The organism is Bradyrhizobium sp. 62B (genome assembly GCF_030272265.2).
In the GTDB taxonomy this organism is placed as follows: Bacteria; Pseudomonadota; Alphaproteobacteria; order Rhizobiales; family Xanthobacteraceae; genus Bradyrhizobium.
The window spans coordinates 1,912,792-1,939,414 of the sequence record NZ_CP092841.2 but is presented as its reverse complement, the minus strand read 5'-3'; the positions used below and the strand labels follow the sequence as shown (position 1 = coordinate 1,939,414).

Genomic DNA, 26,623 nt, shown 5'->3' with positions numbered 1-26,623 from the left:
CAGACAGTGACGAGACGCCGCACCGACATCCCACCGGTCCGGGCCGGACATTCAGCTCAAGGTCTTGATCACGAAATCCTTCAGCCGCTGCGCCGGCAGCGGAAGACGGTCGCGTTCAAGGATCGCGATCTCCGTGTCCTTGAGATCGGGCATTGGCTTTCCGTCCACCACGTGGAGATCGGGAGGGACCATATCCTTCGGAAGCACCGTCACGCCAAGCCGCGCGCGGACCGCGGCAAGCGTCCCGGCCAGCGAACCGCAGGTGTAGGCGACACGCCATGATCGTCTGGCGCGGTCGAGCGCTTCGGTTGCGCGCTTCCGGTAGACGCAGGGTTTCGGCGAGACCGCGAGCGGAAGAACGCCTTGCCTGAGATCGACGCCGCCGGTGACCCAGACCAGCGGCTCACGCCACACGCGGGTGCCGGGGATTTCGATCGAACGCTCGCGCTTGATAAGAGCCAGATCGAAGGCACCTTTGCGAAAGCGCTCGATCAGGTTCATCGTCAGATCGCAGGTGACTTCGAGATCGACCTGGGGATAGGCGTGAGCGAACCGGGCGAGCACGTCGGGCAGATGGCGGGTCGCGAAATCCTCGGGCGCGCCGAGGCGAACGAGGCCCCGCATCGCCGGCTCCTGAATGCGCGCAACCATTTCGTCATTCAGGTCGAGCATGCGCCGGGCATCGTCGAAGAACGTCTCGCCTTCCGGGGTCAACGCGACCGCTTGCGGCGAGCGTTCGAGCAATTTGCCACCGACCATTTGCTCGAGCCGGCGGATCTGCAGGGAGATCGTCGACTGCTGCAAGCCCAGCGTCCGCGCGGCGCGCGTGAAGTTGCCGAGCGAGACGATGGTGACGAAGGACCTGATCAGGTCGATGTCGAGGTTTTGGCGGAAACGAGGCATCATCATTGCCTTTTTCAATGATGATTCTTGATACAATCAATTTTGACAAACACAAACGAAAAGCTATGCAGCCCTCCGTTCGCCCAACCCGCCAGGAGGTCCCTTGCTCGCGCTCGCCGTCCAGAATCTCGTCTCACCCTCGGTGCTGTTCTTCGGCATGGGCCTCGGCGCCTCGCTCGGCCGCTCTGACCTCTCCGTGCCGGAGGCGATCGCGCTTCCTTTCGCTCTATCTGCTGATCTCGATCGGCTTTCGCGGCGGCGCCGAGGTCGCCCATCAGGGCCTGACGCTGGCGCTGGCGTTGACGATCGGGGCCGGCGTGGTGCTGTCGGCCGGCCTGCCCTTCATTGCCTACGCCCTGCTGCGCTATGGCGCGGGCCTCGACCACATCAACGCCGCCGCCGTGGCCGGTCACTACGGATCCATCTCGGCCGTGACGTTCGTGGCCGTGACCGGCGCGCTCACCCAGCTCGCGCTGCCCTTTGATGGCTATATGATCGCGGTCGCGGCCGCGATGGAGACACCGGCGATCTTCTCGGCGCTGCTGATCGCGCGCAGCGGACAAGGGAAAGCGAAAGGCGAGTTCTCCGGCGACTTCCTGCGCGAGATCGCACTCAACGGCTCCATCGTGGCCTTGCTCGGCGCTTTTGCCGTCGGCTGCATCACCGGCGAGCGCGGCATGGCCTCCCTCAAGCCGTTCCTGCTCGATGCATTCCCCGGCTTCCTCTGCGTCTTCCTGCTTGACATGGGCCTGATCGCGGGACGCGGGCTGCGGGACGGCTGGAAATCGCTGTCTGCTGCGGTCGCAGGCTTTGCCTGGGTAATGCCGCTCATCGGCGCCGCGTTCGCTGCGGCCTTCGCCTGGCTGATCGGACTGTCGGCCGGCAGCACCGCGATCCTGATGACCTTGGGCGCATCCGCCTCCTACATCGCGGTCCCGGCCGCGATGCGGCTGGCCCTGCCCGCCGCGAACCCGGCGATTGCTCTCACGCTCTCGCTCGGCCTAACCTTTCCCTTCAATCTGATCGTCGGCATCCCGCTCTACATCGCCGCCGCCCAGATCATCGCACGATGAGGACAGCATGCAGATGTTTGCCAAGAAGCGGATCGAAATCCTGATCGAGCGGGCGCTGCTGAAGCGGCTGACCGACGAACTCGAGCGCACGGGCGTGCGCGGTTACTCCGTCGCGCCCCTCGCCGGCGGGCGTGGCCACGCCGGTCGGTGGGAAGCGGATGGCCAGATCGGCGATGCCGCCGGAATGTTCGCGCTGTGGTGTATCGTGGACGCAGCTCGCCTGGACGAGTTGCTTCAGGCCATCTTCGCCATCGTCGCCCGGCAGGTGGGCCTGGTCTCGGTCAGTGACGTGCAGGTGGTGCGTCCGGAGCGGTTTTGACGGCAAAAGGCGCGGCTGGTCGGGCCGGCGCCTGGACCGACGAACCTTGGCGGTGTGCAAAGCTTCATGCCGGGCCGCCGGAACAAGCGGCCCTGCCCCGCCAAATCGGCCGTGGACCCGATCCCGAAATCGTAGCAGAAAGGCGCTCCAAGGCGCTGACAGCCGGTCTGCCAAGCCTCTGGAAAACGTCAACTTTTGGAAGAATGGTCGGAGTGGCAGGATTCGAACCTGCGACCCCTGCGTCCCGAACGCAGTGCTCTACCGGGCTGAGCCACACTCCGACAAGAAGGCGGCTTATAGCGTCGGGTTTGACGCACCGCAAGCGGCCGAGATGAGGAATTTTGTCCCTGTGAAAACGGGCCTTGAAACGCTGATTTTACCGGCCGGTGGGGCCGGCGCGGAAGCTGCCGCCCGGACATTGGCGGCCGGCGGGCTGGTCGCGTTTCCGACCGAGACGGTTTACGGGCTCGGGGCCGACGCCGCCAATGCGACGGCGATCGCCCATCTCTACGCCGCCAAGGGGCGGCCGGCGTTCAATCCGCTGATCGCTCATGTGCCTGATATCGCCGCTGCGCGGCGGATCGGGCGGTTCGACGCGCGCGCGTTGCAGCTGGCCGAGGCGTTCTGGCCGGGGCCGCTGACTCTGGTGGTGCCGAAGACGGAGAACTGCCCGGTGGCGGATCTTGCCACGGCCGGCCTCGACACAGTCGCGATCCGCATTCCTGCCCACCCGGTCGCCCAGGCAATCCTGCGCGCCTTCGGCGGGGCGGTGGTGGCACCGTCCGCCAACATCTCCGGCCACGTCTCGCCGACGCTGGCGGCCCATGTCGAGAGCGACCTGGCGGGCCGGATCGACCTGATCGTCGACGGCGGCCCTGTCGCGGTCGGCGTCGAATCGACCATTGTCGGGTGCTTCGAGACGCCGATGCTGCTGCGGCCCGGCGGGCTGTCGCGCGAGCGGATCGAGGCGGTGCTGGGCGCGAGCCTGGCGCGGCCGCCTGTGGAGACAGATAGCGACGACAGCCAGCCGCTGGCGCCGGGCATGCTGGCCTCGCACTACGCGCCGCGCGCGCCTGTGCGGCTCAAAGCGCAGGACGTGGCGCCAGGCGAGGCGCTGCTGGCGTTCGGACCTGCGCGCCTGCCCGGCATGGAGGCCGCCGCCGCCGTCATGAATTTGTCGCTCACAGCTGATCTCGATGAAGCCGCCGCCAATCTGTTCGGCTATCTTCGCGAGCTCGATGCGAAGGGCCCGCGGGCGATTGCGGTGATGGCGATCCCCGAGGACGATCTGGGTGAAGCGATCAACGACCGGCTGCGCCGGGCGGCGGTTGCGCGATAAGAAGCTTGAGAAGAGACATCAGAATGAACGTCAAAACACCCGCCATCCCGCCGCTTGCGCCGGAGCTGATCGAACAATTCCGTGAGATCGTCGGCGAGCGCCACGCGATCACCGATGCCAACGATATCCAGCCCTACGTCACCGAGGAGCGCAATCTGTTCCACGGCCGCTCGCCGCTGGTGCTGCGCCCGGGCTCGACGGCCGAAGTCTCCGAAATCTGCAAGCTCGCCTCCGCGCACAACATCGCGCTGGTGCCGCAGGGCGGCAACACCGGGCTCGTCGGCGGGCAGACGCCGCACAATGGCGAGGTCGTGGTGTCGCTGCGCCGGCTCGACAAGGTTCGCGAGGTCGACACCGCCTCCAACACCATGACGTGTGAGGCCGGCGTGGTGCTGCAGGTCGCGCAAGCGAAAGCCTCCGAGGTGGACCGGCTGTTTCCGCTGTCGCTGGGCGCGGAAGGCAGTTGCACCATCGGCGGCAATCTCTCGACCAATGCCGGCGGCACGGCCGCGCTCGCCTATGGCGTGGCGCGCGAGATGGCGCTGGGATTAGAGGTCGTGCTCGCTGACGGGCGCGTCCTCAACACGCTCTCGAAGCTGAAGAAGGACAACACCGGCTACAATCTGCACAATCTCTTCATCGGCGCCGAAGGCACGCTCGGCATCATCACCGCGGCGACCCTGAAACTGTTTCCGAAGCCGCGAGCGGTCGAGACCGCCTATGTCGGGCTGAAGTCGCCGGCGGCGGCCTTGAAGCTGCTGACGATCGCGCAAGGCGAAGCCGCCAATGCGCTGACGAGCTTTGAGCTGCTGTCGGAGATGGCGGTGGACTTCTCGGTGCGGCACGGCATCGACGTGCGCGATCCGCTCGCAGAGAAACATCCCTGGTACGTGCTGATGGAATTGTCCTCCCCCGGCGACGACGCCCGCACGCCGCTGGAGACGATCCTGGCCCGCGCCATGGAAGAGGAGATCGTCGACGACGCCGTGATCGCGGCGAGCCTTGCCCAGCGCAACAATTTCTGGAAGCTGCGCGAGGAGATGTCGGCGGCGCAGAAGCCCGAGGGCGGCTCGATCAAGCACGACATCTCGGTGCCCGTCGCCGCCGTGCCCGCCTTCATCGCCGAGGCGGATGCCGCCGTGGTGAAGCTGATCCCGGGCGCGCGGCCGGTGCCGTTCGGTCATCTCGGCGACGGCAATTTGCATTACAATGTCAGCCAGCCGGTCGGCGCCAACACCGCCGATTATTTGGCGCGCTGGCACGATGTGAACGCCGTGGTGTTCGAGATCGTGCTGCGCATGGGCGGTTCGATCTCCGCCGAGCACGGCATCGGCGTGCTCAAGCGCGACGAGCTGCCCGAAGTCAAGGACAAGACCGCGATCGAGCTGATGCGCGCGATCAAGGCGATGCTCGATCCGCAGGGCATCATGAATCCGGGGAAGGTGCTGTGAGTGCGCTCGCGATCTCCGCGATCACCGATGCCGATGTCGAACCGGTGGTGGCGCTGTGGCAGCGCTGCGGCCTGACGCGGCCCTGGAACGATCCGCATGCCGACATCGCCCTGGCGCGGCGGCGCGACAATTCCACCGTGCTGATCGGCCGCGAGGGCGGGGAGATCGTCGCGACAATCATGGTCGGCCATGATGGCCATCGTGGCTGGGTCTATTACGTCGCGGTCGATCCAGACTGCCAGAAGCGCGGCTTCGGCCGCCTCATCATGGCGGCGGCCGAGGACTGGCTGCGCGCGGCCGGAATTTCGAAGCTGCAGCTCCTGGTCCGCCGCGAGAACGAAGCGGCCAATGCGTTCTACGGCTCGCTGGGCTTCGAGCTATCGACCTCCGTGATGTTCCAGAAGTGGCTCGACGGCCGCACTCCCACCTAGTTCCGGAAGAAGATCATGACCGTTTCCGACCGCGTCCGCATCAAGGACGTCCGCGTGCTCTCGAACAATTGGACCACGCTCAAGAACACCACGTTCGAGTACCGGCGCGCCAGCGGCGAATGGCAGACGCAGCATCGCGAGACCTATGAGCGCGACAACGCCGCCGCCGTGCTGCCGTATAATCTCGCGCGGCGCACCGTGATCCTGGTGAAGCAATTCCGCCTGCCGGCCTTCATCCGCGGCTACGACGACCTGTTGATCGAGGCGGCCGCCGGCGTTCTGGATAATGCCGAGCCCGAGGAGCGCATCCGCGCCGAGGCGGAGGAAGAGACCGGGTATCGCCTGCATCACGTCCACAAGGTGTTCGAGGCGTTCATGAGCCCGGGCGCCATCACCGAGAAGCTGCATTTCTTCGTCGCCGAATACGAGCCGGAGATGCGTGTCAGCGACGGCGGCGGCCTCGAGCACGAGGGCGAGGACATCGAGGTGCTGGAGCTCTCGATCGACGAGGCCCTGGCGATGATCACTGACGGCCGCATCATCGACGCCAAGGCCATCATGCTGCTGCAATACGCGGCGCTGCACGTGTTCAGGTGAGCTTCTTACCCTCCCCTGGAGGGGCCCCTCCAGGGGAGGGTAAGTGGCAGCACCGGTGCCGCAGCATCCTCACATGCAATTCAGCCCTGCGCTGCCCCGCTCCCCTGTTGAGCAACCCCAAAACTATCTCTAGTCTGGCTCCAACCAAGAACCAGGAGACGCGCCCATGACCGCGCCGCGCGACGACGAATTCGGCTTTGCGCCCGACTATGATTCTCCCATCCCCTACATGCAGCGCACGCGCGAATATTACGCGGCGATCGGCTACACCACGGCGTATCGCTGGGCGCATTACACCGCAGCGCCGTTCCAGCCGCTGAAGAAGCCGCTGGCGAAGTCGCGCGTGACCATCATCACCACCGCCGCGCCCTACGATCCCGCCAAGGGCGACCAGGGGCCGGGCGCGGCGTATAATGGCAGCGCGAAGTTCTACCAGGTCTATGACGGCGACACGTCGAGAGAGCACGACCTGCGCATCTCGCATATCGGCTACGACCGCAAACACACCAGCGCCACCGACAACGGCACCTGGTTTCCGCTGCCGCAGCTGTTGAAGGCGAGCGCGGCGGGCCGGATCGGCGAGGTTGCCCCGCGCTTCTTCGGCGCGCCGACCAACCGCAGCCACCGCGTCACGCTCGACACCGATGCACCGGAAATTCTGGCGCGCTGCCTTGCCGACAAGGTCGACGTCGCGGTGCTGGTGCCGAACTGCCCGGTCTGCCACCAGACCACGGCGCTTGTGGCGCGGCATCTCGAGGCCAACGGCATTCCGACCGTGATCATGGGCTGCGCCAAGGACATCATCGAGCACGCGGCCGCGCCCCGCTTCCTGTTCTCCGACTTCCCGCTCGGCAATTCCGCCGGCAAGCCGCACGACGTCGCCTCGCAGGCGCAAACGCTGGAGCTGGCGCTTCAGTTGCTGGAGACCTCGAGCGGCCCGCAAACGACGATGCAGTCGCCGCTGCGCTGGAGCGAGGACGCCTCCTGGAAGCTCGACTACAACAATGTCGCGCAGCTCTCGCCGGAAGAGCTGGCGCGCCGCCGCGCCGAATTCGACAAGCAGAAGGAGATCGCGCGCGGCAACCGCGCCGCCTGACGGCTCCAGGAACAATAATTATCGGGAGAGCGACGTGACGCGACCGTTCGAGGGCGTGAAGATCCTGGATTTCACGCAAGTGCTGGCCGGCCCGTATGCGAGCTACCAGCTCGCTTTGCTCGGGGCCGACGTCATCAAGGTCGAGCGGCGCGAGGGCGAGGACATGCGCCGCACGCCGCTCTCACGCGAATGGGCCGAGCGCGGGCTGGCACCGGCGTTCCAGGCCATCAACGGCAACAAGCGCAGCCTGACGCTCGATCTGCAGAAGCCGGAGGCGATCGCGATCGTGAAGAAGCTTGCCGCGACCGTCGACGTCGTGATGGAGAATTTTCGCCCGGGCGTGATGGACAAGCTCGGCATCGGCTATGAAGCGCTCTCGGCGATCAATCCAAAACTGATCTATTGCGCGGTGTCGGGTTTTGGCCAGACCGGCCCGGACCGCCTACGGCCCGGCTATGACGGCAAGATGCAGGCGCTGTCAGGCATCATGGCGATCACCGGCCACCCCGAGACCGGGCCGACGCGCGCGGGCTTTGCGGTGTGCGACGTGCTCTCGGGCGCGACCGCTGCCTTCGGCGTCTCGAGCGCGCTTTACCAGCGCGACCGCACCGGCAAGGGACAGCTCATCGACGTCTCCATGCTGGAGGCGACAATGGCGTTTCTGTCCGGGCAGATCGCGGACTGGTCGGTCGCCGGCCATCGCCAGCAACTGTCGGGTAACCAGGCGGTGAGCCGCCGGACTACGGCAAACCTGTTCAAATGCGGCGACGGCCATATCCTGCTCGCCGTCAACAACGAGAAGCAGTATCGCGCGCTGATGTCCGCGCTCGGCCGCGAGGACACGCTCAGCGACCCACGCTTTGCCGACTGGTTCTCGCGCAACGAGAACGAGCCGGCCTTGCGCGCCATCATCGAGGAGGCGCTTGCGGCGAGGCCTGCGCGCGAATGGGAGACCATTCTGGAAGACGCCGGCGCGCCTTGCGCCAGCATCTGGAAGGTCGAGGAAGTCATCGACCATCCGCAAATCAAGGCGCGCGGCGCGATCCAGGAACTCGACACGCCCTACGGCCGGCTGCGCTTTGCCGGCAGCGGCTTCAAGCTCGCCCATGGCGGCGGCCGGCTGGACCGGATGGCGCCGGAGCTGAGCGCCGATACGGATGCGGTGCTGGACGAGCTGGGATTCGATGCCGCCGAGATTGCGGCGTTGAGGGCGAGGGAGATCGTTTGAAACACCGCGGCCGCAGGGTGGCAGTGATTAGAACAACGAGCCCTGCCCGTCATCCGATGATGCAGCAGCAACCTTCCGCGCCGCCTTCTTCGGCTTGGCCGCTTCGGCTTCCGCCGCCATCTCCTCCGCGCTGATCGGCAAGAGCAACTGCTCGTCGTCATTGGCGACGCGGTTGACGCGGGTGGAGACGGGGTGCCAGGCGAATTCGCCGATGCGCGGGGCGGCGAGCAGCGGCAGGATCGAATCGACATCGTCGCCTTTGATGTCGAGCCAGCGTTCGACATCGCGCTCGCCGATGGTGACGGGCACGCGGTCATGCAGCGCGGCGAGATCCTCGCCCGCCGCGGCCGTGACGATCGCGACGGTGTCGAGCTCCTCGCCGTTCGGCCCGGCCCAGGTCTCGAACACCGCAGCGAAGCCCAGCGGCGCGCCGTCGGCGCGATGGATGAAGAAGGGCTGCTTGCGGCCGTCCTCCACCTTCCATTCGTAATAGCCGTCGGCCGGGATCAGGCCGCGCCGGCGGCGAATCGCCCGCTTGAACGCGGGCTTCTCGAGGATCGTCTCCGAGCGGGCATTGATCAGGAGGGTAAAGCTCTTGGGATCCTTCACCCAGCCGGGCAGCAATCCCCAGCGCATCAGCCGGAAATGCCGCGCGCCGTTCTCGACCAGCACGACCGGAATCGGTTGTGTCGGCGCGACATTGTACCGAGGCGGGAAATTCGGCTGCTCGACATAGCCGAACAGTTGCCGCAAAGCCGCGGGGGCCGAAGTTATGACGAAGCGTCCACACATCTCAGGGCGTCTATATAGGGTCCGTTCAGGTCCTTTTAACCCCGAACGTTAACACTGTGGCAGATGAGCTCAACGGCCTCCCAACCCGCGCGGACGCATGTACAGACGGGCCCCGAGGCCGCCGCCTGGGCCGAGCGGCTGCGCGTGGCCAATATCAACCCGCGAACCGGGCTTGCCACTGACTATCTCAACCATTTCAATGAAGCCGTGATGCTGCTGGAAATGGTTCCGGACATGCCGGAATGCGCCGAGGATTTTTTGACCTGGTCGCCCCTGTCCTATGCCGAGCATTTCACGGCGTCGAATTTCAAGGCGCGCGACCTCGCCATCGAAGCCTATGAGAAGGCCGATCCCAACGTGCGCGCCCAGTTCGACCACCTCACGGATACCATGACCTCGATCCTGACCGCGGTCGGCACGGCCATGCGCGAGGTCGAGAAGGACACGACGCGGATCCGCCTCGCCGAGCAGGCCGCGCTCTGGGTCAAGCCGCTGATCGCGGCCTGCGGCGGCATCATCCATGGCGGGGCCGAAGCCGACGTCGACACCATCATGGCGAACTGAGCCGATTCCTGTAAGAACCCGTCCTGTAAAACAGGTCTCGTAAGAAATGGCGTCGGTCGTACAGCCCACCCACCCCCAGCTCGCCGTGAGTGCCGCGATTTTCCGCGACGGCAAGGTGCTGCTGACCCGTCGCGCCCGTTCGCCGGCGAAGGGGTTCTATTCGCTGCCCGGCGGCCGGGTCGAGTTCGGCGAATCGCTGCACCAAGCGCTTAAGCGCGAGGTCGATGAGGAGACCGGGCTCGACATTGCCATCGCAGGCCTTGCCGGCTGGCGCGAGGTGCTGCCGGCCGCGCCCGGCGCCGGCCATTATCTGATCATGTCGTTTGCCGCCCGTTGGGTGGCCAGGGAGCCGTCCCTCAACGACGAGCTCGACGATTACCGCTGGATCTCCCCTAGCGCCCTGGCGAGCCTTACCGACCTCAAGCTGACCGGGGGGCTGGAAGAGGTGATCCAGTCCGCCGCGCGGCTGATTGGCCCCTGAGCGCCCCCGCCTTGCGTCCACCGCCTCGAGCGGGCATACACCCCGCCGATGTCCACGCGATTTCTGGCCATTTTTGTCCTGATTCTCGCCTGCGCCTCCGGACCCATTCGGGCCCAGGACGTGGCGGCGCCGTTCGACGCCGATTTGCAGCGGCTGGCCGAGATCCTCGGCGGGCTGCACTATCTGCGCGGCGTCTGCGGGTCCAACGAGGGCAACAAATGGCGCAACGAGATGCAGGCGCTGATCGATGCCGAAACCCCCTCCGGGGAGCGCCGCACCCGCATGATCGCCGGTTTCAACCGCGGCTATAACGGCTTCCAGCAGACCTACCGCAGCTGCACGCCGGCCGCGACGGTGGCGATCCGCCGCTATATCGAGGAAGGCTCGAAGATCTCGCGGGATCTGACGGCGCGTTACGCGAACTAGTTCTCTCCTCGTGTCATTCCGGGGCGAGCGCAGCGCGAGCCCGGAATCCATTCATCCACCGACTCTGTAGCGCGATGGATTCTCAGGTGCGCAATTACGCACCATAGCTCGCGACTTCGCCGCGCCCCGGAATGACAGCCGGGCCGGAACTCTGTCATCGACTTTGTACACAGCCGTTAACCGTTCCTAAAGATGTGGCCTAGCGGTCGTTAACGCCCGTGCTACACCTCTCGCACAGCGCATCGCCGTGGATCGCGCCCCAGCCCTGATCGAGTTTCATGAGCCAGCCGATTTCCTACGCCCCCGCCCGCGCGCCGCTGCCCGATCACGAGCAGAAACAGGCCGCACTGAGCTATCTCAACGAGGCTTGGGCCGAAGCGCGCCATGACGGCGTGGACGGCGACTGCCTGGCACAGGCGAGCCTGTTCGCGGCCTTTGCCGAGCTCGTCGGCACCTATGGCGAGGACGCGGTCGCCAAATTCGTCGAAGGCTTCCCCGGCCGTATCCGCAACGGCGAATTCTCGGTCGACATCTGCAGGCAGTAGGCTTCCGAAAATGACCCCGCCGCATGGGCGGGGCCAGTCAACGGATGAATGACCTTGCGAACAGATTTGGCCGAAAGGCTTCGCAAAGGTCTGCCGGCTTTATCGCACGGAAGCCGCTTGCCCCCGACAAGCATTAGTCTCGCAATGGCCGGGAGTTGTTCCTGACGGAGTCGGGAATGCGCTCCCTCCCCCTCACGGCTCGATCTTGAGCCTCGCTTTCATGTTGGGATGATAGCGGCAGTAATATTCGACCGTTCCCACCTTTTTCAGAACTGACGTCGCCGATGCCTTGGGCGGCAACTTCACGTCGAAATCACCGTTCTTCGCGGTGGCGGTATGGGCGAAGACGTCCTTGTTGATCCAGCTGACGGTATCGCCGACTTTGGCCGACACCTCAGCCGGCGAGATCACGAGGTTCTCCATCGTGATCTCGATCGTCGCGGCGTGCGCCGGGACGACCATCGCGGCGAAGACAAGCGCGATGGGAAACGAAGTCAGCCGCCCCGACATCATCGCACACTCCCTATTTCAGCTCGGCCGCGACATGTTCGGCGTGCTGCTGATGGCCCTGGAAGATCTTCAGGCCGGTCTGCAGCAGGCTCTTCAGCTCGGCGTTGCTCGCCGACGGAATCAGCTGCGTCTCCAGCGCGCCGTTGACCGCCTTGTGGTAGGCGACCTCGTTGGCGACATAGGCCTTGTCGAAGGCAGCACCGCTCAGCTTGTCGAGCTCGGCCAGCTTGTCGCTCGCCTGCTTGGACAGCGCCTTGCTGGTGTCGTTGTCTTCAGGGGTGACGTTCAGCTTCTTGACCAGCGCGAGTGCCTGCTTGTTGACGGCCTCGTGGTCACGCAGCATGTCCTCGGCGAACGCCTTCACGTCCTTGCTCTTGGCCTTCTTCTGCGCCTGCTTGGCCGCGTTGATGTCGATCACGCCAGCGGTGTAGGCGATATGGGCGATCTGCGGATCGGTGGGCTTGTCGGCGGCGCTGGCGCCTTGCAGCAGCGCGGGGCTCGACAACAGAATGGCCGCGGCGATCGCCGCGCTCCGTCGGGTGAACATGGCTTGATACTCCTGTGGTGCCGGCATTGCCCGGCGCGTTGCGTCACAGGGATTGGATGGGAGTTTCGCGCAAACGTTCCCGAAAAATGACGCGCCGGCGCCAATCAACAGATGCCAATCAGCCGATGCCAAGGCGCCTGAGCACGGCCTCGGTCAGGTGCTCGCAGCGCTGGCCGGCGAACGGGAATGCATCCATCACCACGGGGCCGATCTTTTTCTCGACGTTCTCGCGCAGCAGGGCGCGCGCACGATGCAAACGCGTCTTCACGGTCTCGGGCTTGATGCCGAGCAGCTCGGCCGTCTCCTCCATGCTCATCCCCTCCATCACCCGCGCGATGAAGACCATGCGGAAGGCGTCGGGCAATTCGTCGACCGCGTGTTCGACGACGCGCTGGATTTCGCGTTGAGCCATGGATCTTTCCGGATCGGTTGCGGCGGACGAAAGGGGGAACTTGATGATCTGTGCTTCTAGCGTTGCCTCCGGCACCGATCCCAGCTCGACCTGCGGCCTCCGGCTGCGCAGGCGCCCGAGCGCTTCGTTGATGGCAATGCGCGACAACCAGGTCGACAGCGCCGACGTACCAAGAAAGCCGTCGAGATGCGTGAAGGCGCGGACATAGGTTTCCTGCACCACGTCCTCGGCCTCACTGTCGCTGCGCAGGATGCCGCGGGCGAGGCGATAGAGCCTGCGGTTGTTGGCCTGCATGATCTCGCGCAATGCGGCTTCGTCCCGGCGCCGCGCGCGCTCGATCAGCTCGGTTTCCGATGTCCTGGCGCCGGCCGACAGGCCGGCTGCGGTCCCTTGCATAGTTGGTGCCTTGTCTCCATTGGTTCCGGACATTGGATGCAGGCCTAGGGAAAGGTTCCCGGATTTCTTACACTCGCCTGGAGAGCCCCTCCAGGGGTAGCCAAGCACACCTAATCCGTCTCGATCGGCAGTGCCGGGTCCCTCGCCCATTCGCCCATCGAGGCGTCGTAGAGCGTCAGCCTGTCGTAGCCGAGCTGCGTCAGCAGGAAGAGGTCGATCGTCGCCGAGATGCCGCCGCCGCAATAGAGGATCACGTTCTTGTCGCGCGTGACGCCGGCAGCTGTGAATTTGGCTTCGGCGTCGGCGAGCGTCGTCAAGGTCTTGTCGGCATTGACGAGCGTCGCGGCCGATACGTTGACGCTGCCGGGCACACGGCCGGGCCGGCCGTAGCGGCTCGGCTCGAGGCCGCGATGAAATTGCGGACCGAGCGCGTTGACGATCACCGTCGCGGGATCGCCGATCCGCGCCTTCACGGTGGTCTTGTCGACGAAGAAACCCGCGCGCGGCGTGGCCTTGAAGGTCGTCGCGGGATAGCCTTTCGGTGTGCCAGTCTCGATTGGGCGTCCCTCCTCCTTCCATTTGTCGAAGCCGCCGTCGAGCACATGCGCATCGACGCCGAGCGAGCGCAGCATCCACCAGAACCGCGTCGCCCACATCATGGTGCCGATGCTGTAGAGCACGACGGTCTTGCCTGCATCGAGGCCGTGGCGGCCGAAGGCGGCTTCGAGTTGGGCCAAATCGGGCATCATGAAGAATTGTTGCGACGAGGTGTCGGAGAACTCGCCCTGCAGGTCGAGGAAATCGGCGCCGGGAATGTGGCCGGCTGCAAACGTCTTGTCGCCGGGGACCGCGCGATACGGCACGTCGCTGCCCGGCGGGACGGGTTCGTTATAGGTCGTGCAGTCGTAGAGGCGGAGGTTGGGATCGCCGAGGATGGCGGCGAGCTGGTCGGTGGTGATGAGGGCGGCTGGCTCTGACATCGGAATGCACTCCCGTTCGAGAGGGAGTGTAGCTCTCTCCTCTCGTTATTGCGAGCCACCGGGTCCGCGCGAAGCGCGGCCCGATGACAGGACCCGCGAAGCAATCCGGAATCTTTCCGCGAAGGGGACGCTGGATTGCTTCGTCGCATCTGCGCAAAATTGCTCCGCAATTTTGTCGCTGAGCTCCTCGCAAGGACGGGGATGGTGCGTTCGTCCCCGACCGAAGCGTCCTACTGCGTCAGCGTCTCCAGAAACCGCACCGGCTCGCCCTGCGATGGCGTCACCAGCTCGCCCTGCCACATCACGCGGCGGCCGCGGACAAACGTGCCGACGGGCCAACCTGTGACACGCACGCCGTCATAGGGGGTCCAGCCTGCCTTCGACGCGACCCATTTGTTGGTGATGGTTTCGCTGCGCTTGAGGTCGACGACCGTGAAGTCGGCGTCGTAGCCGGCGGCGATGCGGCCCTTGCAGGCCATGTTGTAGAGACGCGCGGGGCCGGCGCTGGTGAGGTCGACGAAGCGCGCCAGGGAGAGCCGGCCCGCGTTGACGTGGTCGAGCATTAGCGGCACCAGCGTCTGCACGCCGGTCATGCCGGAGGGCGAGGCGGGATAGGTCTTCTGCTTCTCCTCCAGCGTATGCGGAGCGTGGTCGGAGCCGAGCACGTCGATGATGCCCTGCTCGATGCCGCGCCAGATGCCGGCACGGTGATCGGCGCCGCGCACCGGCGGGTTCATCTGCGCCAGCGTGCCGAGGCGCTCATAGCATTCCGGCGCGACCAGCGTGAGGTGATGCGGCGTCGCCTCGCAAGAGGCGACATCCTTGTGATCCCTGAGGAACTCGATCTCTTCCTTGGTCGAGATGTGCAGCACGTGGATGCGCTTGCCGGTCTCGTGCGCGAGCTTGACCAGGCGCTGCGTGGCCATCAGCGCCGCGGTTTCGTCGCGCCAGACCGGATGCGAGCGCGGATCGCCTTCGATACGCAGAGATTTGCGATCGTTGAGACGGTACTCGTCCTCGGCATGGAAGGCGGCGCGGCGGCGGATGACCTGAAAAATGCGGCGCAGGCTTTCGTCGTCCTCCACGAGGAGCGCACCGGTCGAGGAGCCGATGAACACTTTGACGCCGGCGCAGCCGGGCGCGCGCTCCAGCACCGGCAGGTCCTGCACGTTCTCGCGGGTGCCGCCGATGAAGAAGGCGAAATCGCAATGCATGCGGTGATGGGCGCGCTTCACCTTGTCGGTGAAGGTGGCCTCGGTCACGGTGAGCGGCGAGGTGTTCGGCATCTCGAACACGGCGGTGACACCGCCCATCACGGCGCTGCGCGAGCCTGTCTCGAGGTCTTCCTTCTGCTCCAGCCCGGGCTCGCGGAAATGCACCTGGGTGTCCATCACGCCGGGCAGGATGTGCAGGCCCTTGCAGTCGATCACCTCCGCGGCGGAGGCCTGCGACAGCGGACCCAGTTCGGCGATGCGGCCATTGGTGATGCCGATATCGCGAACACCCTCGCCGTCCTGGTTGACGACGGTGCCATTCTTGAGGATCACATCGAAGCGCTGGGTCATGGCTGAAGGCCTCTCTCGTCCCCAAGCGCAGGGCTCGAGGTCTTGTCGTTTATGCCTCGCGGGCTTACGTTCCGGAGCAACATGTCGCAAGAGATTTTCGCATGAAATCAGCGTTTCTTCCCGACCGGGGCGTGGTCAAGGTCGCGGGCGAGGATGCGCGCAACTTCCTCAACGGCCTGGTTACGACCGACGTCGACAGGTTGAAGCCGGGCCTGGGGCGATTCGGCGCGCTGCTGACGCCGCAGGGCAAGATCATCGTCGATTTCCTGATCGCCGAGGTGCCCGCAGGCCATGGCGGCGGGTTCCTGCTAGACTGCCCGAAAGCGCTGGCGGATAGCCTCGCCACCAAGCTGAAATTCTACAAGCTGCGCGCCAAGGTCACGGTGGAAAACCTCGATCTCGGCGTGCTCGCCGCCTGGGATGGCCAGCCAGCGGCCCAGCCCGATCTTGCGTTCGCCGATCCGCGCCAGGACGGGCTCGGCTATCGCATCCTGATCCCCGAGGATCTCAAGCAGAAGCTCTCCGACCTCATCGGGGCCGAGCTTGTCGATGCGACCGAATACGAGGCGCACCGCATCGCGCTCGGCGTGCCGCGCGGCGGGCTCGACTTCTCGTACAACGACGCCTTTCCGCACGAGACCAACATGGACCGCCTTGCCGGCGTCGATTTCGACAAGGGCTGCTATGTCGGCCAGGAGGTCGTCTCGCGCATGCAGCATCGCGGCACCGCACGCACCCGCAGCGTCAAGGTGCTGCTCGACGACTTCTCGCCGGAGGCCGGCGTCAGCGTCATGGCCGGCGACAAGCCGGTCGGCACCATGGGCTCGTCGGCGCAAGGCAAGGGCATTGCCCTGGTGCGCATTGACCGCGTCGCCGAGGCGCTCGATGCCGGCCAGCCGCTGACCGCTGGCGGGCTCGCGTTGAAGCTGGCAGACCCGGACGTCGTCCGCATCCCCGCAAAGCAGCCCACCGCATGAGCCGAGCCCCTCGCCAGCATCCCGACGGAAAGACGCGTTGCCCCTGGCCCGGCGAAGATCCGCTTTATGTCGCCTACCACGACACCGAATGGGGCGTGCCGGAATATGACGACCGCGCGCTCTACGAGAAGCTGATCCTCGACGGTTTCCAGGCCGGCCTGTCCTGGATCACCATCCTGCGCAAGCGCGACAATTTCCGCAAAGCCTTCGACGATTTCCAGCCGGAGAAGATCGCGCGCTACAACGAGAAGAAGGTCCACGCACTGATGAACGATGCCGGCATCGTGCGCAACAAGGCCAAGATCGACGGCGCGATCCTGAGCGCGAGATCGTATCTCGACATCATGGAGAAGGGCCCGGGCTTCTCGAAGCTGCTGTGGGACTTCATGGACGGCAAGCCCAAGGTCAACCATTTCAAGACCACGGCAAGCGTGCCCGCCTCGACGCCGCTGTCGACCCAGATCTCGAAAGAGCTGTCCTCGCGCGGCTTCAAATTCGTCGGCCCGACCATCGTCTATGCCTTCATGGAAGCGACCGGCATGGTCAACGACCATCTCGTCGACTGCCATTGTCACGCGACTTGCGGCAAGGCGCCGCGCAAGCCGCGTCTCAAGTCCAAATGACCGTGAAGAAGACCGCGCGCGACGCGCAGTCCCGCGCCTGGCAGCGCATGCTGTCGGGCCGGCGGCTCGATCTGCTCGATCCCTCCCCGCTCGACGTCGAGATCGCCGACATCGCGCACGGGCTGGCGCGCGTCGCGCGCTGGAATGGCCAGACCATCGGCGCGCATATCTTCTCGGTCGCGCAGCACACGCTGCTGGTGGAGATCGTGCTGCGGCACGAGATGCCGCGCGCCGATCAGCGCATGCGGCTCGCCGCGCTGCTTCACGATGCGCCGGAATACGTGATCGGCGACATGATCTCGCCGTTCAAGGCGGTGCTCGACGGCCATTACAAGGCCGTGGAGAAGCGCCTGCTCGGCGCCATCCATATCCGCTTCGGCCTGCCACCGGACTTGCCGGAGGAGATCACGTCAGCCATTAAGGCCGCCGATCGCGGCGCGGCCTATCTGGAAGCGACCGAGCTTGCCGGCTTCAGTGAAAGCGAGGCGCGGCGCCTGTTCGGCAAGGACCCCGGCCTCACCGACAGCGTCCGGCGCGACTATCTCACGCCCTGGACCGCGGCGCGGGCCGAGAAGCAGTTTCTGGAGCGGTTTGGCGCGGTGTCTGCGTAGCATCATCCCTTCGTAGGGTGGTCAAAGCGAAGCGTGCCCACGAAACCAGGCGAGATGCGCGCATTTGCGAGATGGTGGGCACTTTGCGCCTTTGCCCACCCTACGAGCGCTCGTTATAATCGCGGCAAAAAGGTCCGCCATGATCCACGTCTGTTCGCTCGCCGCGCTTCCCGAAACCGTCCGCCTCACCAAGGCCAGCCATGTGCTGACCGTGATGGCCAATGTCGAGCAAGTGGCCCGGCCGGTCTCCGTGCTGCCGGCCAATCATCTCAAGGTGTCGATGGACGACATCACCGAGGAGATGGACGGTTTCGTCGCGCCCTCCGAGGGGCACATCGACCAGGTGCTGAATTTCGTGCGCTCCTGGGACCGCGGCGCACCGCTGGTGGTGCATTGCTATGCCGGCATCAGCCGCTCCACCGCGAGCGCGTTCGCGGCGGTCTGCGCGCTCAATCCCAACCGCGACGAGCTCGAGATCGCCAGGAAGATCCGCGCGGCCTCGCCGATCGCCTCGCCGAACCGGCGCATCGTCGGCCTTGCCGACCGCGCCTTGGGGCGCAACGGCCGCATGCTGCGCGCGCTCGACGAGATCGGTCCGGGCGCGATGATGGTCGAAGGCCGCCCCTTCGTGATCGAGCTCGAATGACAGCTGTGATATCAGCCGCATGAGCGAGAAGCTGCTGACGCCGATCGAGATCGGCCTGACCGCGGCGATCGTGGCGATCGAGGGTCATGAGCCGCTGATCCTGACCGCGCGCGACAGTGAAGGGCTTGCCGGCCTGCCGTTCGGCCCGTTCGACGCGCTCGCGCACCGCACCTTCGAGATCGGCCTGCGCGCCTGGGTCGAGGAGCAGGCGGGCTTGCGGCTCGGCTATGTCGAGCAGCTCTACACCTTTGGCGATCGCGGCCGCCATGCCGAGGCCGGCGACACCGGGGCGCATATGGTGTCGATCGGTTATCTCGCATTGACGCGCGCGGTGGACGGCGAGCTTGCGGCGAACGCGGCGAGCTTCGCGCCATGGTATCGCTTCCTCCCCTGGGAAGACCGGCGCGAGGAGCCGCCGGCGATCATCGCCCGCGACATCATTCCCGCGCTGACCGAGTGGGCCGCGGAGGAGACGCCGGAGACGACCCGCGCTCTGCCGCGCAAGGATCGCGTGCGGTTCTATTTCGGCCTCGACGGGGCGGCCTGGGACGAGGAGCGCGTGCTCGACCGCTACGAGCTCTTGTACGAGGCCGGGCTGGTCGAGGAAGCTAGGCGCGACGGCCGCCCTGCGGCATTGGCGCGCACGGCGCTTCCCCCGCTCGGGACCTCGATGCGGTTCGACCACCGCCGGATTCTTGCCACGGCGATCGCGCGGCTGCGTGCGAAACTGAAGTATCGTCCTGTGGTGTTTGAACTTTTGCCGCCCGAATTCACACTTACGGAACTGCAGTATACGGTGGAGGCGATCTCCGGCCGGCACCTGCACAAGCAGAATTTCCGCCGCCTGGTCGAAATGGAAGCCCTGGTCGAACCGACCGGGGTGATGTCGACACAGACGGGCGGACGGCCGGCGGCGCTCTACCGCTTCCGCCGCGACGTGCTCCAGGAGCGGCCCGCACCGGGGTTGCGCGTACGCTCCCGGCGCTAACTCAAGATTTGCGCGATCGGCCCCTGCCCGCCGGTTGCCTGGAGGCTTCATGTTCGACGGCCCGTTTGACGTCTTTGCGCTGATCATCGCGATCATCGCCATCCTGATCGCAATCAAGGCGTCAAGCCAGGCGGCCGAGCTGCGTCGGCGCTTCAGCGCGCTCGAAGAGAGGGTTTACGCGCAGCAGCGACCGGTCCAACCGCCGCCACCGTTGCCGGCATACGTGCAGGCTGAAGCTCCCGCAACGGCGACCACCGAACCTCCGCCGCTCGCGCCGGAGGCCGAAACGGCGCCGCCTCCGCTCGTCACCGAAGAGCCCCGGCCGCTCGCAGCGAGTCAAGGGGCCGATGCCCCGCCGCCGCTCCCCGGGCGCGCGCCTGATAGTCGTGAACCCGGCTTCGAGGAGCAGCTCGGCACGCGCTGGGTGGTGTGGATCGGCGGCCTTGCGCTGGCGCTGGGCGGCTTCTTCATGGTGCGCTATTCGATCGAGGCCGGCCTGCTCGGCCCCGGCGTGCGCGTGTTCCTGGGCGGCCTGTTCGCAGCAGCGCTGCTCGGAGCCGGCGAATGGACGCGGCGCAAGGAGAGCATCTCGGCCATCGCCGCGCTGCCGATCGCCAACATCCCCGCGATCCTCACCGCGGCAGGTACAGCTGTGGCGTTCGCGACCATCTATGCGGCCTATGCGCTCTACGGCTTCCTCGTGCCCGCCACCGCCTTCGTGCTGCTCGGCATCGTCGCGATGTGCACGCTCGCGGCCGCGCTGCTGCACGGCCCCGCGCTCGCCGGCCTCGGCGTGGTCGGCGCCTTCGTGACGCCGGTGCTCGTCTCCAGCGGCAAGCCGGACTATTGGGCGCTCTACATCTATCTCGCCGTCGTCACCGCCGCGAGCTTCGGCCTCGCCCGCATCCGGCTGTGGCGCTGGCTCGCGGTCACGACGATTGCCTTTGCCGTGCTCTGGATCTTCCCGGGCCTCGACGCGAGCGAATTGCAGGTCGCGCCGCACGCCTTCCATGCCGTCGCGGGCTTCGTGCTGGCCGCGCTGCTCGTCGTCTGCGGCTTCATGTTCGGACCCAGCATCGAGGACGGCGAGATCGAACCCATCTCGTCGGGCTCGCTCGGCGCCTATTTGTTCGGCGCGATGCTGATCGTGCTGTCGAGCGCGCATGCCGACCTGGCGCTGATCGCGTTTACGCTGCTCGTCGGCGCAACCCTGCTCGTCGCCTGGCGTGCGCCGGCCGCCACCGGCGCGCTCGGCGCGGCCGCAGCGACCGTCTTCATCGTGTTCGCCGAATGGGCGGTGCGCGCCAATCCCGACATGCTGGTGCTGCCGGGCGGTGCGATGTCCGGCATCGAGCCCAGCGCCATCGACGGCTCCGTGACGCTGCATCTGGTGACGGCCGCGATCTTCGCCGCGGGCTTCGGCATTGCCGGCTTCCTCGCGCAAGGCCGGTCGAATTCGGCGATCATCCCGGTGGTGTGGTCGGCGACATCAGTCGCGACGCCGATCGCGATCCTCGTCGCGCTCTACGCGCGGATCGCCCATCTCGACCGCTCGATCCCGTTCGCGATCCTCGCAGTGCTGCTCGCGGCAGGCTTCGGTGCCGCGACCGAGGCTCTCTCGCGCCGTGAGACCCGGCCGGGCACCATGATCTCCACCGCTCTGTACGCGACCGGCACGCTCGGTGCGCTGGCGCTGGCGCTGACCTTCGCGCTGGAGAAGGGCTGGCTGACGATCGCGCTGGCGCTGATGTCGCTCGGCACCGCCTGGATCTCGCTGCAGCGGCCGATCCCGTTCCTGCGCTGGCTCGCCGCGATCTTCGCGGGGCTCGTCACCGCGCGCATCGCCTACGATCCCCGCATCGTCGGCGACGCCGTCGGCACCACGCCGATCTTCAACTGGCTGCTCTGGGGCTACGGCCTGCCGGCGGCCTCGTTCTGGGGCGCCAGCGTCATCCTGCGCCGCCGCGCCGACGATCCACCGCTGCGCATGGTCGAGACCGCCGCGATCCTGTTCACCGCGCTGCTCGCCTTCATGGAGATCCGGCATTTCGCGACCGGTGGCGACATGATCTCGCCGCCCTCGCTGCTCGAATTCGCACTCCAGGTCTGCATCACGCTTGCGATGGCGATCGGGCTGGAGCGCCTGCGGCTGCGCAGCCACAGCATCGTGCACGATATCGGCGCGATCGTGCTCACGGCGATCGGCGGGCTGATCAGCGTGTTCGGCCTCCTGATCCTGGAGAACCCGCTGATCTGGCGCATCGACGTCGGCGGCGCATTGTTCAACTTGCTGCTACTCGGCTATGCGCTGCCGGCGGTGCTGATGCTGCTGCTGTCCTATGCGGTGGTCGGGGCGCGCGGCAAGGCCTACGCCAACACGATCGCGGGCGGTGCGCTGGTGTTCGCGCTCGCCTACGTGACGCTGGAGATCCGCCGCTTCTATCACGGCCCGATCCTGTCCAGCGGACCGACCACGGGCGTCGAGCAATACACCTATTCGATCGGCTGGCTGACCTTCGGCGTCGTGTTGCTCGGCGTCGGCATTCTCGTCAACTCCGAGCGCGCGCGGCTGGCCTCGGCCGCCGTCATCGCGCTGACGATCCTAAAGGCCTTCGTCATCGACATGTCGACGCTGACAGGCGTCTACCGGGCGCTCTCGTTCATGTGCCTCGGCATCGTGCTGGTTGCGATCGGCTGGCTGTACCAGCGCATCCTGTTCCGGCGGCAGGTCGCACCGCCGCCGGCTCCGCAGACGGGCAGTTGATTATCAGGCCGCGCGGACCGATTCCAGGAACTGCGCGACCTCGACCTTGAGACGCGTGCTGTCGGATGCCAGCGATTTCGCGGCCGACAGCACCTCGACCGAGGCCTCGCCGGTCTCCATCGCACCGCGCTGCACGTCGGTGATGTTAGCCGAAACTTCCTGCGTGCCGACCGAGGCCTGCTGGACGTTGCGCGAGATCTCCTGCGTGGCCGCGCCCTGCTCCTCGACGGCAGCGGCAATCGCCGCCGACACCTCGGACAATCGCTCGATGGTGCCGCCGATCTCCTGGATGGCGCTGACGGATTCCTGCGTCGCGGCCTGGATGCCCGACACCTGCGCCCCGATCTCGCCGGTCGCCTTCGCCGTCTGCTCGGCCAGCGCCTTGACTTCGGAGGCGACGACGGCGAACCCGCGGCCGGCTTCGCCCGCACGCGCCGCCTCGATGGTGGCGTTCAGCGCCAGCAGATTGGTCTGGCCCGCGATGGTGTTGATGAGCTCGACCACGTCACCAATGCGGGAGGCGGCCTGCGACAGCGCGTTGACGCGCTCGTTGGTCCGCGCCGCCTGCTCGACGGCTTCCGCCGCCATCCGCGCCGAATCCTGCACGCGGCGGCTGATCTCGGTGATGGAGGACGACAGCTCCTCCGAGGCGGAGGCGACCGCCTGGACGTTGGTGGAGGCTTCCTCGGACGCCGCGGCAACCACGGTCGCGAGTTCCTGGCCGCGCTGCGCGGTGCCGGTCAGCGTCGAGGCCGAGGCCTCGAGCTCGGTCGAGGCCGAAGAGACGGTGCCGACCACCTCGCCGATCATCGCCTCGAACTTGCGGGTGATGGCATCGACGCGGCGGCCGCGCTCGATCTTGGCTTCGGCATCGGCGGCAGCGGCCTCGTCGGCGGCCTTCTTGGCGATCAGCGCCTCCTTGAAGATCTGCAGCGCATCCGCCATCGATCCGATTTCGGTCTTCTCGCCACGATGCGGCACCTCAGCCGAGAGGTCACCCTCGCCGAGCGACTGCATCGGGCGGATGATCGAGGCGATGCCGCGAGAAACGTCGCGTACCAGATAATAGGCGGCGCCGATCGCGATCAGGACGGCCGCGATGATAATGCCGACGAGCACGCGGAAGATCAGCGCATAGCTGTCGGCCGCTTGCTTGGTCTCCAGCTCGGCGCCGCTGTTGTTGAGCTCGATGCCTTTCTGAAGCAGCGGATCGGCGGCCTGCGCCATCTTGGCGACCTTGGTCTGCAACATCTCGTTGGCATCGGTCGGGAAGCGGCCGACGCTCTTGCGCGACAGCGCCATAGTCTCCTGCACGCCGTTCAGGTACTCGGCCCACGCCTTGCTCCATTGCTCGTAGAGCGAGCGCTCCTCGGGCACGTTGATCAGGCGCTCGTAAACCTTGCGGGTCTTCTCGATTCGTTCGCGCAAGCCTGCGAGTCGCTTCTCGGCGGCCTCCTTGCCCTCGGCACTGTCCTGCATCAGGTGCAGTCGGAGCGCGACGCGCAGCTCGTTGATGTCGGCCCGCATGGAGCCTAGCGCACGCACGCTCGGCAGCCAGCTCTCCGCGATCTCGACCGTGTGGGAATTGATGTTCTGCATCGTGCCGATCGCCATCACGCCGACACCGGCGAGCGAGAGCACAAGGACCGACAGCACGGTCAGAAGCTTGAAAACGATCGACAACTTCGACATCACACAAAATCCCGTTGAGGCCTACGACGCACAAATCACCTGCGCCGTGATCGTCGCGAGGGACAATAGGGCGGAGGGCATTCCAACGATGATGGCTGGTTCTTATCCCGTAAAATTGCGCCCATAGTTGCAAACAGGCGTTAACAGGAAGCTACGTTAAATTACGGAATTCGGCACCGCCGCCGTTATATGTTCCGCAGCCATCTGTTGCAGCGCAGCCGGCATCGCGCGGCACGCACCGCCTCCAGAAAGCGCGAGACCCCGGTCCTGAGCCGCATGCCCTCCCCTGCGAGAGCGACTGCGCGGCGGAATGCACCTGCGCCGAGGCGGCCCCGTCTCGCCGGCCCCCCGTCAGGCGGCGCGCACCGTCTCGAGGAACTTCCCGACCTCGAGCTTGAGGCGGTTGCTGTCGCCCGACAGCATCTGCGCAGCCGACAGCACTTGCGAGGACGCCGAGCCGGTCTCGCTCGCGCCGCGCTGCACGTCGGTGATGTTGGACGAGACCTGATGCGTGCCTGCCGCTGCCTGCTGCACGTTGCGGGAAATCTCCTGCGTCGCGGCGCCCTGCTCTTCCACGGCAGCTGCGATGGTCGAAGAAATCTCCGACAGCTTCTCGATGGTGGCGCTGATGTCCTTGATGGCACCGACCGAATGCTCGGTGGCAGACTGGATGCTGGCAATCTGCTGCCCGATCTCGCCGGTCGCCTTCGCGGTCTGCTCGGCAAGCGCCTTGACCTCGGAAGCGACGACGGCAAAGCCGCGTCCGGCCTCGCCGGCGCGAGCGGCCTCGATGGTTGCGTTCAGCGCGAGGAGATTGGTCTGACCCGCGATGGTGTTGATCAGCTCAACCACATCGCCGATCCGCGCCGCTGCCTTGGACAGTTCGCCGACGCGGTCGGTCGTGGTGCGGGCCTGGCTGACTGCCTCGCCGGCGACGCGCGCGGATTCCTGCACCTGGCGGCTGATCTCGGTGATCGAGGAGGACAGTTCCTCCGTTGCGGATGCCACCGACTGCACGTTGGTCGACGCTTCTTCCGATGCGGCCGCCACCACGGTGGTAAGCTGTTGCGTGCGCTCGGCGGTCGAGGTCAGCGTGGTAGCTGAGGCCTCAAGCTCGGTCGAGGCCGAGGAAACCGTGCCGACGATCTCTCCGACCGCAGACTCGAAACTGTCCGCGAGTTTGTACATTTCGGCCTTGCGCCGTTCGGCCGCGATCTGATCCTGCCGCACCTGGGCCTCCGCTTCTTCGCGCGCCTTCTGCTCGGACACGACCTTGAATTTTTCGACGGCACCAGCGACCTCGCCGACTTCGTCCTTGCGGCCCAGGCCCGGGAGCACCACCGAGAAGTCCCCGCCGGCGAGCTTCTCCATCGCCAGCGTCAGCGCGCGCATGGGCCGCGCGATGCTGAACACCGAAAAGATGCAGGCTCCAATCAACACCAGCGCAACCAACACGCCGGTCACGAGCGACGTCCGGGCGACCGAGGCGGCCTCGGATTCCGCTTCCGCGCGCGCCTCAACGGTTCTCTGCTTGGCGAAATCGGTAATCTGGTTGACCAGCTGGTTGATCTCTTCGTTGATCGGCGCCAGCGTTCCCTTGCGGAAGCGATCGACCTCGCTCACGAGCTTGGCGATCTGCGCCGCCCCTTCAGCGTCTTTCTTCTCCTCGAGCGCCAGCTCCTGCTTGCGGATGGCTTCGATCTGCTGCTGGCCCTTGCCGAACTCCCCGATCAGCACGGTCAGACGATCGATCCGCTTGCGGTTCTCCGGCGAGCGTGAAAGCTTCGCCATTTCGTTCGAGAATTTTGTGGCAGCGCTCTGACGGTCGTTGAAATAGGTGACCGCCTTCTGCATCTCGGCCGGCGATGCAGACGTCAGGATGTCGCGAATGCCGATCTGCATGCCCCGGACCGACGCCTTCGCTTCCGCGGCGTTTTGCGCGATCGCCTGCTGTCCTGACGCGGCATTGTTGAGCCTTTGGACATCGGCATCCCCTCTCATCTGCAGAAAGATCATCAGCGCGACCAGCCCTATGGTCAGCACAGAGGTGATGGCGAGTTTGGTGCCAATTCGCAGGTTCTGAATGAACATCATCGAAATTTCCCCGGACGTATGGCGACTGCCGCGACGAAGCACGTGCACAACCCGGGAACGTTAACAGCGACGTTCCTCATTAACGTTAAGCAGCACCGCGACAGCCTAAGTAGAAGTACTGAAATACCTGCTCAGCCTCGCGATTCTTCGCAGCTTCTACGTGCAACAGCCCGGACTTCGCGGATTTGCATGCACTGACATTCGTTAACGCCGGTCGCACGTCGGCGAACCGTCAGGGCACGTTCTCGCCGACGAGACTGATGCGAAAAACCGGCTTCTTGTTCTCGTCGAGCAGCTCCATGCACCATTCGGCGTTCGGCTTCAGGCCGCGCGCGATGCTCCCGAGCAAATTGGCGCAGACCTCGGTCATCTCGGTCCAGGCGGCTGCGCGATCCTCGAACTCGTACGGCTGGTCGGCGGCGCCGGAATAGCGACCGGTGCTGATGCGGAAGAAGTACAGCGACATCGTTGAACCCTTGTGTAGGGCCGCGCCCCCCGGCCGGACGTAAACTGGGACGCGAACAGCTACCAACGCATGAAAGCCGCCGTCCGTATGACTACGGCGCGGCGGCT

The 26,623-nt window shown here is 65.9% G+C and carries 28 protein-coding genes and 1 tRNA gene; 18 read left to right on the top strand and 11 right to left on the bottom strand.

The window, feature by feature from the left end; all coding sequences use genetic code 11:
• Positions 1-51 precede the first annotated feature (51 nt).
• The gene (locus tag ML401_RS09150) at positions 52-909 is read right to left on the bottom strand and encodes a LysR family transcriptional regulator (protein WP_249157378.1); all 858 of its coding nucleotides are present in this window, start codon (positions 907-909) and stop codon (positions 52-54) included.
• Between the two features lie 11 nt (positions 910-920).
• On the opposite strand from ML401_RS09150, the gene ML401_RS09145 reads away from it, so the two are divergent.
• Both ML401_RS09145 and ML401_RS09140 read left to right on the top strand, forming a co-directional pair.
• Positions 921-1,976 carry a sodium-dependent bicarbonate transport family permease gene (locus tag ML401_RS09145; protein ID WP_376717348.1) on the top strand — a complete coding sequence of 352 codons (1,056 nt, stop codon included), beginning with the start codon at positions 921-923 and terminating at the stop codon, positions 1,974-1,976.
• A 7-nt stretch (positions 1,977-1,983) separates the two neighbouring features.
• A complete protein-coding gene (locus tag ML401_RS09140; RefSeq protein ID WP_285811546.1) occupies positions 1,984-2,295 on the top strand; it encodes a P-II family nitrogen regulator in 312 nt (103 codons plus the stop codon).
• A 204-nt stretch (positions 2,296-2,499) separates the two neighbouring features.
• On the opposite strand, the gene ML401_RS09135 is transcribed toward ML401_RS09140, so the two are convergent.
• Positions 2,500-2,576, bottom strand: a tRNA-Pro gene (locus tag ML401_RS09135).
• Positions 2,577-2,644: 68 nt separating this feature from the next.
• On the opposite strand from ML401_RS09135, the gene ML401_RS09130 reads away from it, so the two are divergent.
• The 6 genes from ML401_RS09130 to ML401_RS09105 all read left to right on the top strand — a co-directional run bounded on the left by ML401_RS09130 (position 2,645) and on the right by ML401_RS09105 (position 8,437).
• Positions 2,645-3,634 carry an L-threonylcarbamoyladenylate synthase gene (locus tag ML401_RS09130; protein WP_212065550.1) on the top strand — a complete coding sequence of 330 codons (990 nt, stop codon included), beginning with the start codon at positions 2,645-2,647 and terminating at the stop codon, positions 3,632-3,634.
• Positions 3,635-3,657: 23 nt separating this feature from the next.
• On the top strand, positions 3,658-5,085 hold the full coding sequence (locus tag ML401_RS09125) for an FAD-binding oxidoreductase (protein ID WP_285811543.1): 1,428 nt from the start codon (positions 3,658-3,660) through the stop codon (positions 5,083-5,085).
• Positions 5,082-5,516, top strand: a complete 435-nt coding sequence (locus tag ML401_RS09120; RefSeq protein WP_285811541.1) for a GNAT family acetyltransferase — start codon at positions 5,082-5,084, stop codon at positions 5,514-5,516. The genes ML401_RS09125 and ML401_RS09120 overlap by 4 nt, the downstream gene beginning before the upstream one ends.
• Positions 5,517-5,531: 15 nt before the next feature.
• Positions 5,532-6,113 (top strand): NUDIX domain-containing protein, encoded by a 582-nt coding sequence (locus tag ML401_RS09115; protein WP_194406672.1) that lies wholly within the window; start codon positions 5,532-5,534, stop codon positions 6,111-6,113.
• Between the two features lie 166 nt (positions 6,114-6,279).
• Complete coding sequence (locus ML401_RS09110; protein WP_212065553.1) at positions 6,280-7,209, top strand: glycine reductase; 930 nt, start codon at positions 6,280-6,282, stop codon at positions 7,207-7,209.
• Positions 7,210-7,243: 34 nt separating this feature from the next.
• Positions 7,244-8,437, top strand: coding sequence for a CaiB/BaiF CoA-transferase family protein (locus ML401_RS09105; protein ID WP_212065554.1), 1,194 nt, complete (start codon positions 7,244-7,246; stop codon positions 8,435-8,437).
• Between the two features lie 27 nt (positions 8,438-8,464).
• On the opposite strand, the gene ML401_RS09100 is transcribed toward ML401_RS09105, so the two are convergent.
• Complete coding sequence (locus tag ML401_RS09100; protein ID WP_212065555.1) at positions 8,465-9,229, bottom strand: SOS response-associated peptidase; 765 nt, start codon at positions 9,227-9,229, stop codon at positions 8,465-8,467.
• Positions 9,230-9,292: 63 nt separating this feature from the next.
• Here ML401_RS09100 and ML401_RS09095 point away from each other — a divergent pair, with 63 nt between their 5' ends.
• From ML401_RS09095 to ML401_RS09080, 4 genes are all read left to right on the top strand, one after another.
• Positions 9,293-9,793, top strand: a complete 501-nt coding sequence (locus ML401_RS09095; RefSeq protein ID WP_194406668.1) for a hypothetical protein — start codon at positions 9,293-9,295, stop codon at positions 9,791-9,793.
• A 46-nt stretch (positions 9,794-9,839) separates the two neighbouring features.
• Entirely contained in the window at positions 9,840-10,274 is a 435-nt protein-coding gene (locus ML401_RS09090) for an NUDIX hydrolase (protein ID WP_285811534.1), read from the top strand.
• Between the two features lie 48 nt (positions 10,275-10,322).
• Positions 10,323-10,700, top strand: coding sequence for a TIGR02301 family protein (locus ML401_RS09085; protein WP_194406666.1), 378 nt, complete (start codon positions 10,323-10,325; stop codon positions 10,698-10,700).
• Positions 10,701-10,978: 278 nt separating this feature from the next.
• On the top strand, positions 10,979-11,245 hold the full coding sequence (locus tag ML401_RS09080; protein ID WP_028134933.1) for a hypothetical protein: 267 nt from the start codon (positions 10,979-10,981) through the stop codon (positions 11,243-11,245).
• A gap of 192 nt (positions 11,246-11,437) precedes the next feature.
• On the opposite strand, the gene ML401_RS09075 is transcribed toward ML401_RS09080, so the two are convergent.
• The 5 genes from ML401_RS09075 to ML401_RS09055 form a co-directional block, all read right to left on the bottom strand.
• Positions 11,438-11,758, bottom strand: a complete 321-nt coding sequence (locus ML401_RS09075; RefSeq protein WP_285811531.1) for a cupredoxin domain-containing protein — start codon at positions 11,756-11,758, stop codon at positions 11,438-11,440.
• Positions 11,759-11,768: 10 nt separating this feature from the next.
• Positions 11,769-12,302 carry a DUF4142 domain-containing protein gene (locus ML401_RS09070; RefSeq protein ID WP_194406664.1) on the bottom strand — a complete coding sequence of 178 codons (534 nt, stop codon included), beginning with the start codon at positions 12,300-12,302 and terminating at the stop codon, positions 11,769-11,771.
• A gap of 118 nt (positions 12,303-12,420) precedes the next feature.
• Positions 12,421-13,110 carry an RNA polymerase sigma factor gene (locus tag ML401_RS09065; protein ID WP_259204684.1) on the bottom strand — a complete coding sequence of 230 codons (690 nt, stop codon included), beginning with the start codon at positions 13,108-13,110 and terminating at the stop codon, positions 12,421-12,423.
• 110 nt (positions 13,111-13,220) lie between these two features.
• The gene (locus ML401_RS09060) at positions 13,221-14,090 is read right to left on the bottom strand and encodes a sulfurtransferase (protein ID WP_285811528.1); all 870 of its coding nucleotides are present in this window, start codon (positions 14,088-14,090) and stop codon (positions 13,221-13,223) included.
• Positions 14,091-14,320: 230 nt separating this feature from the next.
• Positions 14,321-15,655 carry a dihydroorotase gene (locus tag ML401_RS09055; protein WP_259204682.1) on the bottom strand — a complete coding sequence of 445 codons (1,335 nt, stop codon included), beginning with the start codon at positions 15,653-15,655 and terminating at the stop codon, positions 14,321-14,323.
• Positions 15,656-15,756: 101 nt separating this feature from the next.
• Between ML401_RS09055 and ML401_RS09050 the strand changes: the two genes are divergently transcribed.
• The 6 genes from ML401_RS09050 to ML401_RS09025 all read left to right on the top strand — a co-directional run bounded on the left by ML401_RS09050 (position 15,757) and on the right by ML401_RS09025 (position 22,264).
• Entirely contained in the window at positions 15,757-16,632 is an 876-nt protein-coding gene (locus ML401_RS09050; protein ID WP_211419406.1) for a folate-binding protein YgfZ, read from the top strand.
• Positions 16,629-17,255 carry a DNA-3-methyladenine glycosylase I gene (locus tag ML401_RS09045; RefSeq protein ID WP_211419407.1) on the top strand — a complete coding sequence of 209 codons (627 nt, stop codon included), beginning with the start codon at positions 16,629-16,631 and terminating at the stop codon, positions 17,253-17,255. Before ML401_RS09050 ends, ML401_RS09045 begins: the two co-directional genes overlap by 4 nt.
• Positions 17,252-17,866, top strand: coding sequence for a YfbR-like 5'-deoxynucleotidase (locus tag ML401_RS09040; protein WP_194406658.1), 615 nt, complete (start codon positions 17,252-17,254; stop codon positions 17,864-17,866). Before ML401_RS09045 ends, ML401_RS09040 begins: the two co-directional genes overlap by 4 nt.
• 139 nt (positions 17,867-18,005) lie before the next feature.
• Positions 18,006-18,512, top strand: a complete 507-nt coding sequence (locus tag ML401_RS09035) for a tyrosine phosphatase family protein (protein ID WP_194406657.1) — start codon at positions 18,006-18,008, stop codon at positions 18,510-18,512.
• A gap of 19 nt (positions 18,513-18,531) precedes the next feature.
• A complete protein-coding gene (locus ML401_RS09030; RefSeq protein WP_211419409.1) occupies positions 18,532-19,500 on the top strand; it encodes an NAD regulator in 969 nt (322 codons plus the stop codon).
• Positions 19,501-19,549: 49 nt separating this feature from the next.
• Complete coding sequence (locus ML401_RS09025; protein ID WP_285811523.1) at positions 19,550-22,264, top strand: DUF2339 domain-containing protein; 2,715 nt, start codon at positions 19,550-19,552, stop codon at positions 22,262-22,264.
• A gap of 3 nt (positions 22,265-22,267) precedes the next feature.
• On the opposite strand, the gene ML401_RS09020 is transcribed toward ML401_RS09025, so the two are convergent.
• The 3 genes from ML401_RS09020 to ML401_RS09010 all read right to left on the bottom strand — a co-directional run bounded on the left by ML401_RS09020 (position 22,268) and on the right by ML401_RS09010 (position 26,516).
• On the bottom strand, positions 22,268-23,956 hold the full coding sequence (locus tag ML401_RS09020) for a methyl-accepting chemotaxis protein (protein WP_211419411.1): 1,689 nt from the start codon (positions 23,954-23,956) through the stop codon (positions 22,268-22,270).
• Positions 23,957-24,307: 351 nt separating this feature from the next.
• Entirely contained in the window at positions 24,308-26,050 is a 1,743-nt protein-coding gene (locus ML401_RS09015) for a methyl-accepting chemotaxis protein (protein WP_285811520.1), read from the bottom strand.
• Between the two features lie 232 nt (positions 26,051-26,282).
• A complete protein-coding gene (locus ML401_RS09010) occupies positions 26,283-26,516 on the bottom strand; it encodes a DUF6894 family protein (protein ID WP_194406652.1) in 234 nt (77 codons plus the stop codon).
• Between the last annotated feature and the right edge of the window lie 107 nt (positions 26,517-26,623).

What these genes read in the sequence shown, in the direction of transcription:
- ML401_RS09010 (WP_194406652.1), bottom strand. Translation starts at nt 26,516, where the DNA reads ATGTCGCTGTACTTCTTCCGCATCAGCACCGGTCGCTATTCCGGCGCC.
- ML401_RS09115 (WP_194406672.1), top strand. Translation starts at nt 5,532, where the DNA reads ATGACCGTTTCCGACCGCGTCCGCATCAAGGACGTCCGCGTGCTCTCG.
- ML401_RS09065 (WP_259204684.1), bottom strand. Translation starts at nt 13,110, where the DNA reads ATGCAAGGGACCGCAGCCGGCCTGTCGGCCGGCGCCAGGACATCGGAA.
- ML401_RS09145 (WP_376717348.1), top strand. Translation starts at nt 921, where the DNA reads ATGATGATTCTTGATACAATCAATTTTGACAAACACAAACGAAAAGCT.
- ML401_RS09055 (WP_259204682.1), bottom strand. Translation starts at nt 15,655, where the DNA reads ATGACCCAGCGCTTCGATGTGATCCTCAAGAATGGCACCGTCGTCAAC.
- ML401_RS09035 (WP_194406657.1), top strand. Translation starts at nt 18,006, where the DNA reads ATGATCCACGTCTGTTCGCTCGCCGCGCTTCCCGAAACCGTCCGCCTC.
- ML401_RS09090 (WP_285811534.1), top strand. Translation starts at nt 9,840, where the DNA reads ATGGCGTCGGTCGTACAGCCCACCCACCCCCAGCTCGCCGTGAGTGCC.
- ML401_RS09045 (WP_211419407.1), top strand. Translation starts at nt 16,629, where the DNA reads ATGAGCCGAGCCCCTCGCCAGCATCCCGACGGAAAGACGCGTTGCCCC.
- ML401_RS09050 (WP_211419406.1), top strand. Translation starts at nt 15,757, where the DNA reads ATGAAATCAGCGTTTCTTCCCGACCGGGGCGTGGTCAAGGTCGCGGGC.
- ML401_RS09140 (WP_285811546.1), top strand. Translation starts at nt 1,984, where the DNA reads ATGCAGATGTTTGCCAAGAAGCGGATCGAAATCCTGATCGAGCGGGCG.
- ML401_RS09070 (WP_194406664.1), bottom strand. Translation starts at nt 12,302, where the DNA reads ATGTTCACCCGACGGAGCGCGGCGATCGCCGCGGCCATTCTGTTGTCG.
- ML401_RS09100 (WP_212065555.1), bottom strand. Translation starts at nt 9,229, where the DNA reads ATGTGTGGACGCTTCGTCATAACTTCGGCCCCCGCGGCTTTGCGGCAA.
- ML401_RS09015 (WP_285811520.1), bottom strand. Translation starts at nt 26,050, where the DNA reads ATGATGTTCATTCAGAACCTGCGAATTGGCACCAAACTCGCCATCACC.
- ML401_RS09125 (WP_285811543.1), top strand. Translation starts at nt 3,658, where the DNA reads ATGAACGTCAAAACACCCGCCATCCCGCCGCTTGCGCCGGAGCTGATC.
- ML401_RS09030 (WP_211419409.1), top strand. Translation starts at nt 18,532, where the DNA reads ATGAGCGAGAAGCTGCTGACGCCGATCGAGATCGGCCTGACCGCGGCG.
- ML401_RS09075 (WP_285811531.1), bottom strand. Translation starts at nt 11,758, where the DNA reads ATGATGTCGGGGCGGCTGACTTCGTTTCCCATCGCGCTTGTCTTCGCC.
- ML401_RS09085 (WP_194406666.1), top strand. Translation starts at nt 10,323, where the DNA reads ATGTCCACGCGATTTCTGGCCATTTTTGTCCTGATTCTCGCCTGCGCC.
- ML401_RS09150 (WP_249157378.1), bottom strand. Translation starts at nt 909, where the DNA reads ATGATGATGCCTCGTTTCCGCCAAAACCTCGACATCGACCTGATCAGG.
- ML401_RS09020 (WP_211419411.1), bottom strand. Translation starts at nt 23,956, where the DNA reads ATGTCGAAGTTGTCGATCGTTTTCAAGCTTCTGACCGTGCTGTCGGTC.
- ML401_RS09095 (WP_194406668.1), top strand. Translation starts at nt 9,293, where the DNA reads ATGAGCTCAACGGCCTCCCAACCCGCGCGGACGCATGTACAGACGGGC.
- ML401_RS09025 (WP_285811523.1), top strand. Translation starts at nt 19,550, where the DNA reads ATGTTCGACGGCCCGTTTGACGTCTTTGCGCTGATCATCGCGATCATC.
- ML401_RS09110 (WP_212065553.1), top strand. Translation starts at nt 6,280, where the DNA reads ATGACCGCGCCGCGCGACGACGAATTCGGCTTTGCGCCCGACTATGAT.
- ML401_RS09080 (WP_028134933.1), top strand. Translation starts at nt 10,979, where the DNA reads ATGAGCCAGCCGATTTCCTACGCCCCCGCCCGCGCGCCGCTGCCCGAT.
- ML401_RS09040 (WP_194406658.1), top strand. Translation starts at nt 17,252, where the DNA reads ATGACCGTGAAGAAGACCGCGCGCGACGCGCAGTCCCGCGCCTGGCAG.
- ML401_RS09060 (WP_285811528.1), bottom strand. Translation starts at nt 14,090, where the DNA reads ATGTCAGAGCCAGCCGCCCTCATCACCACCGACCAGCTCGCCGCCATC.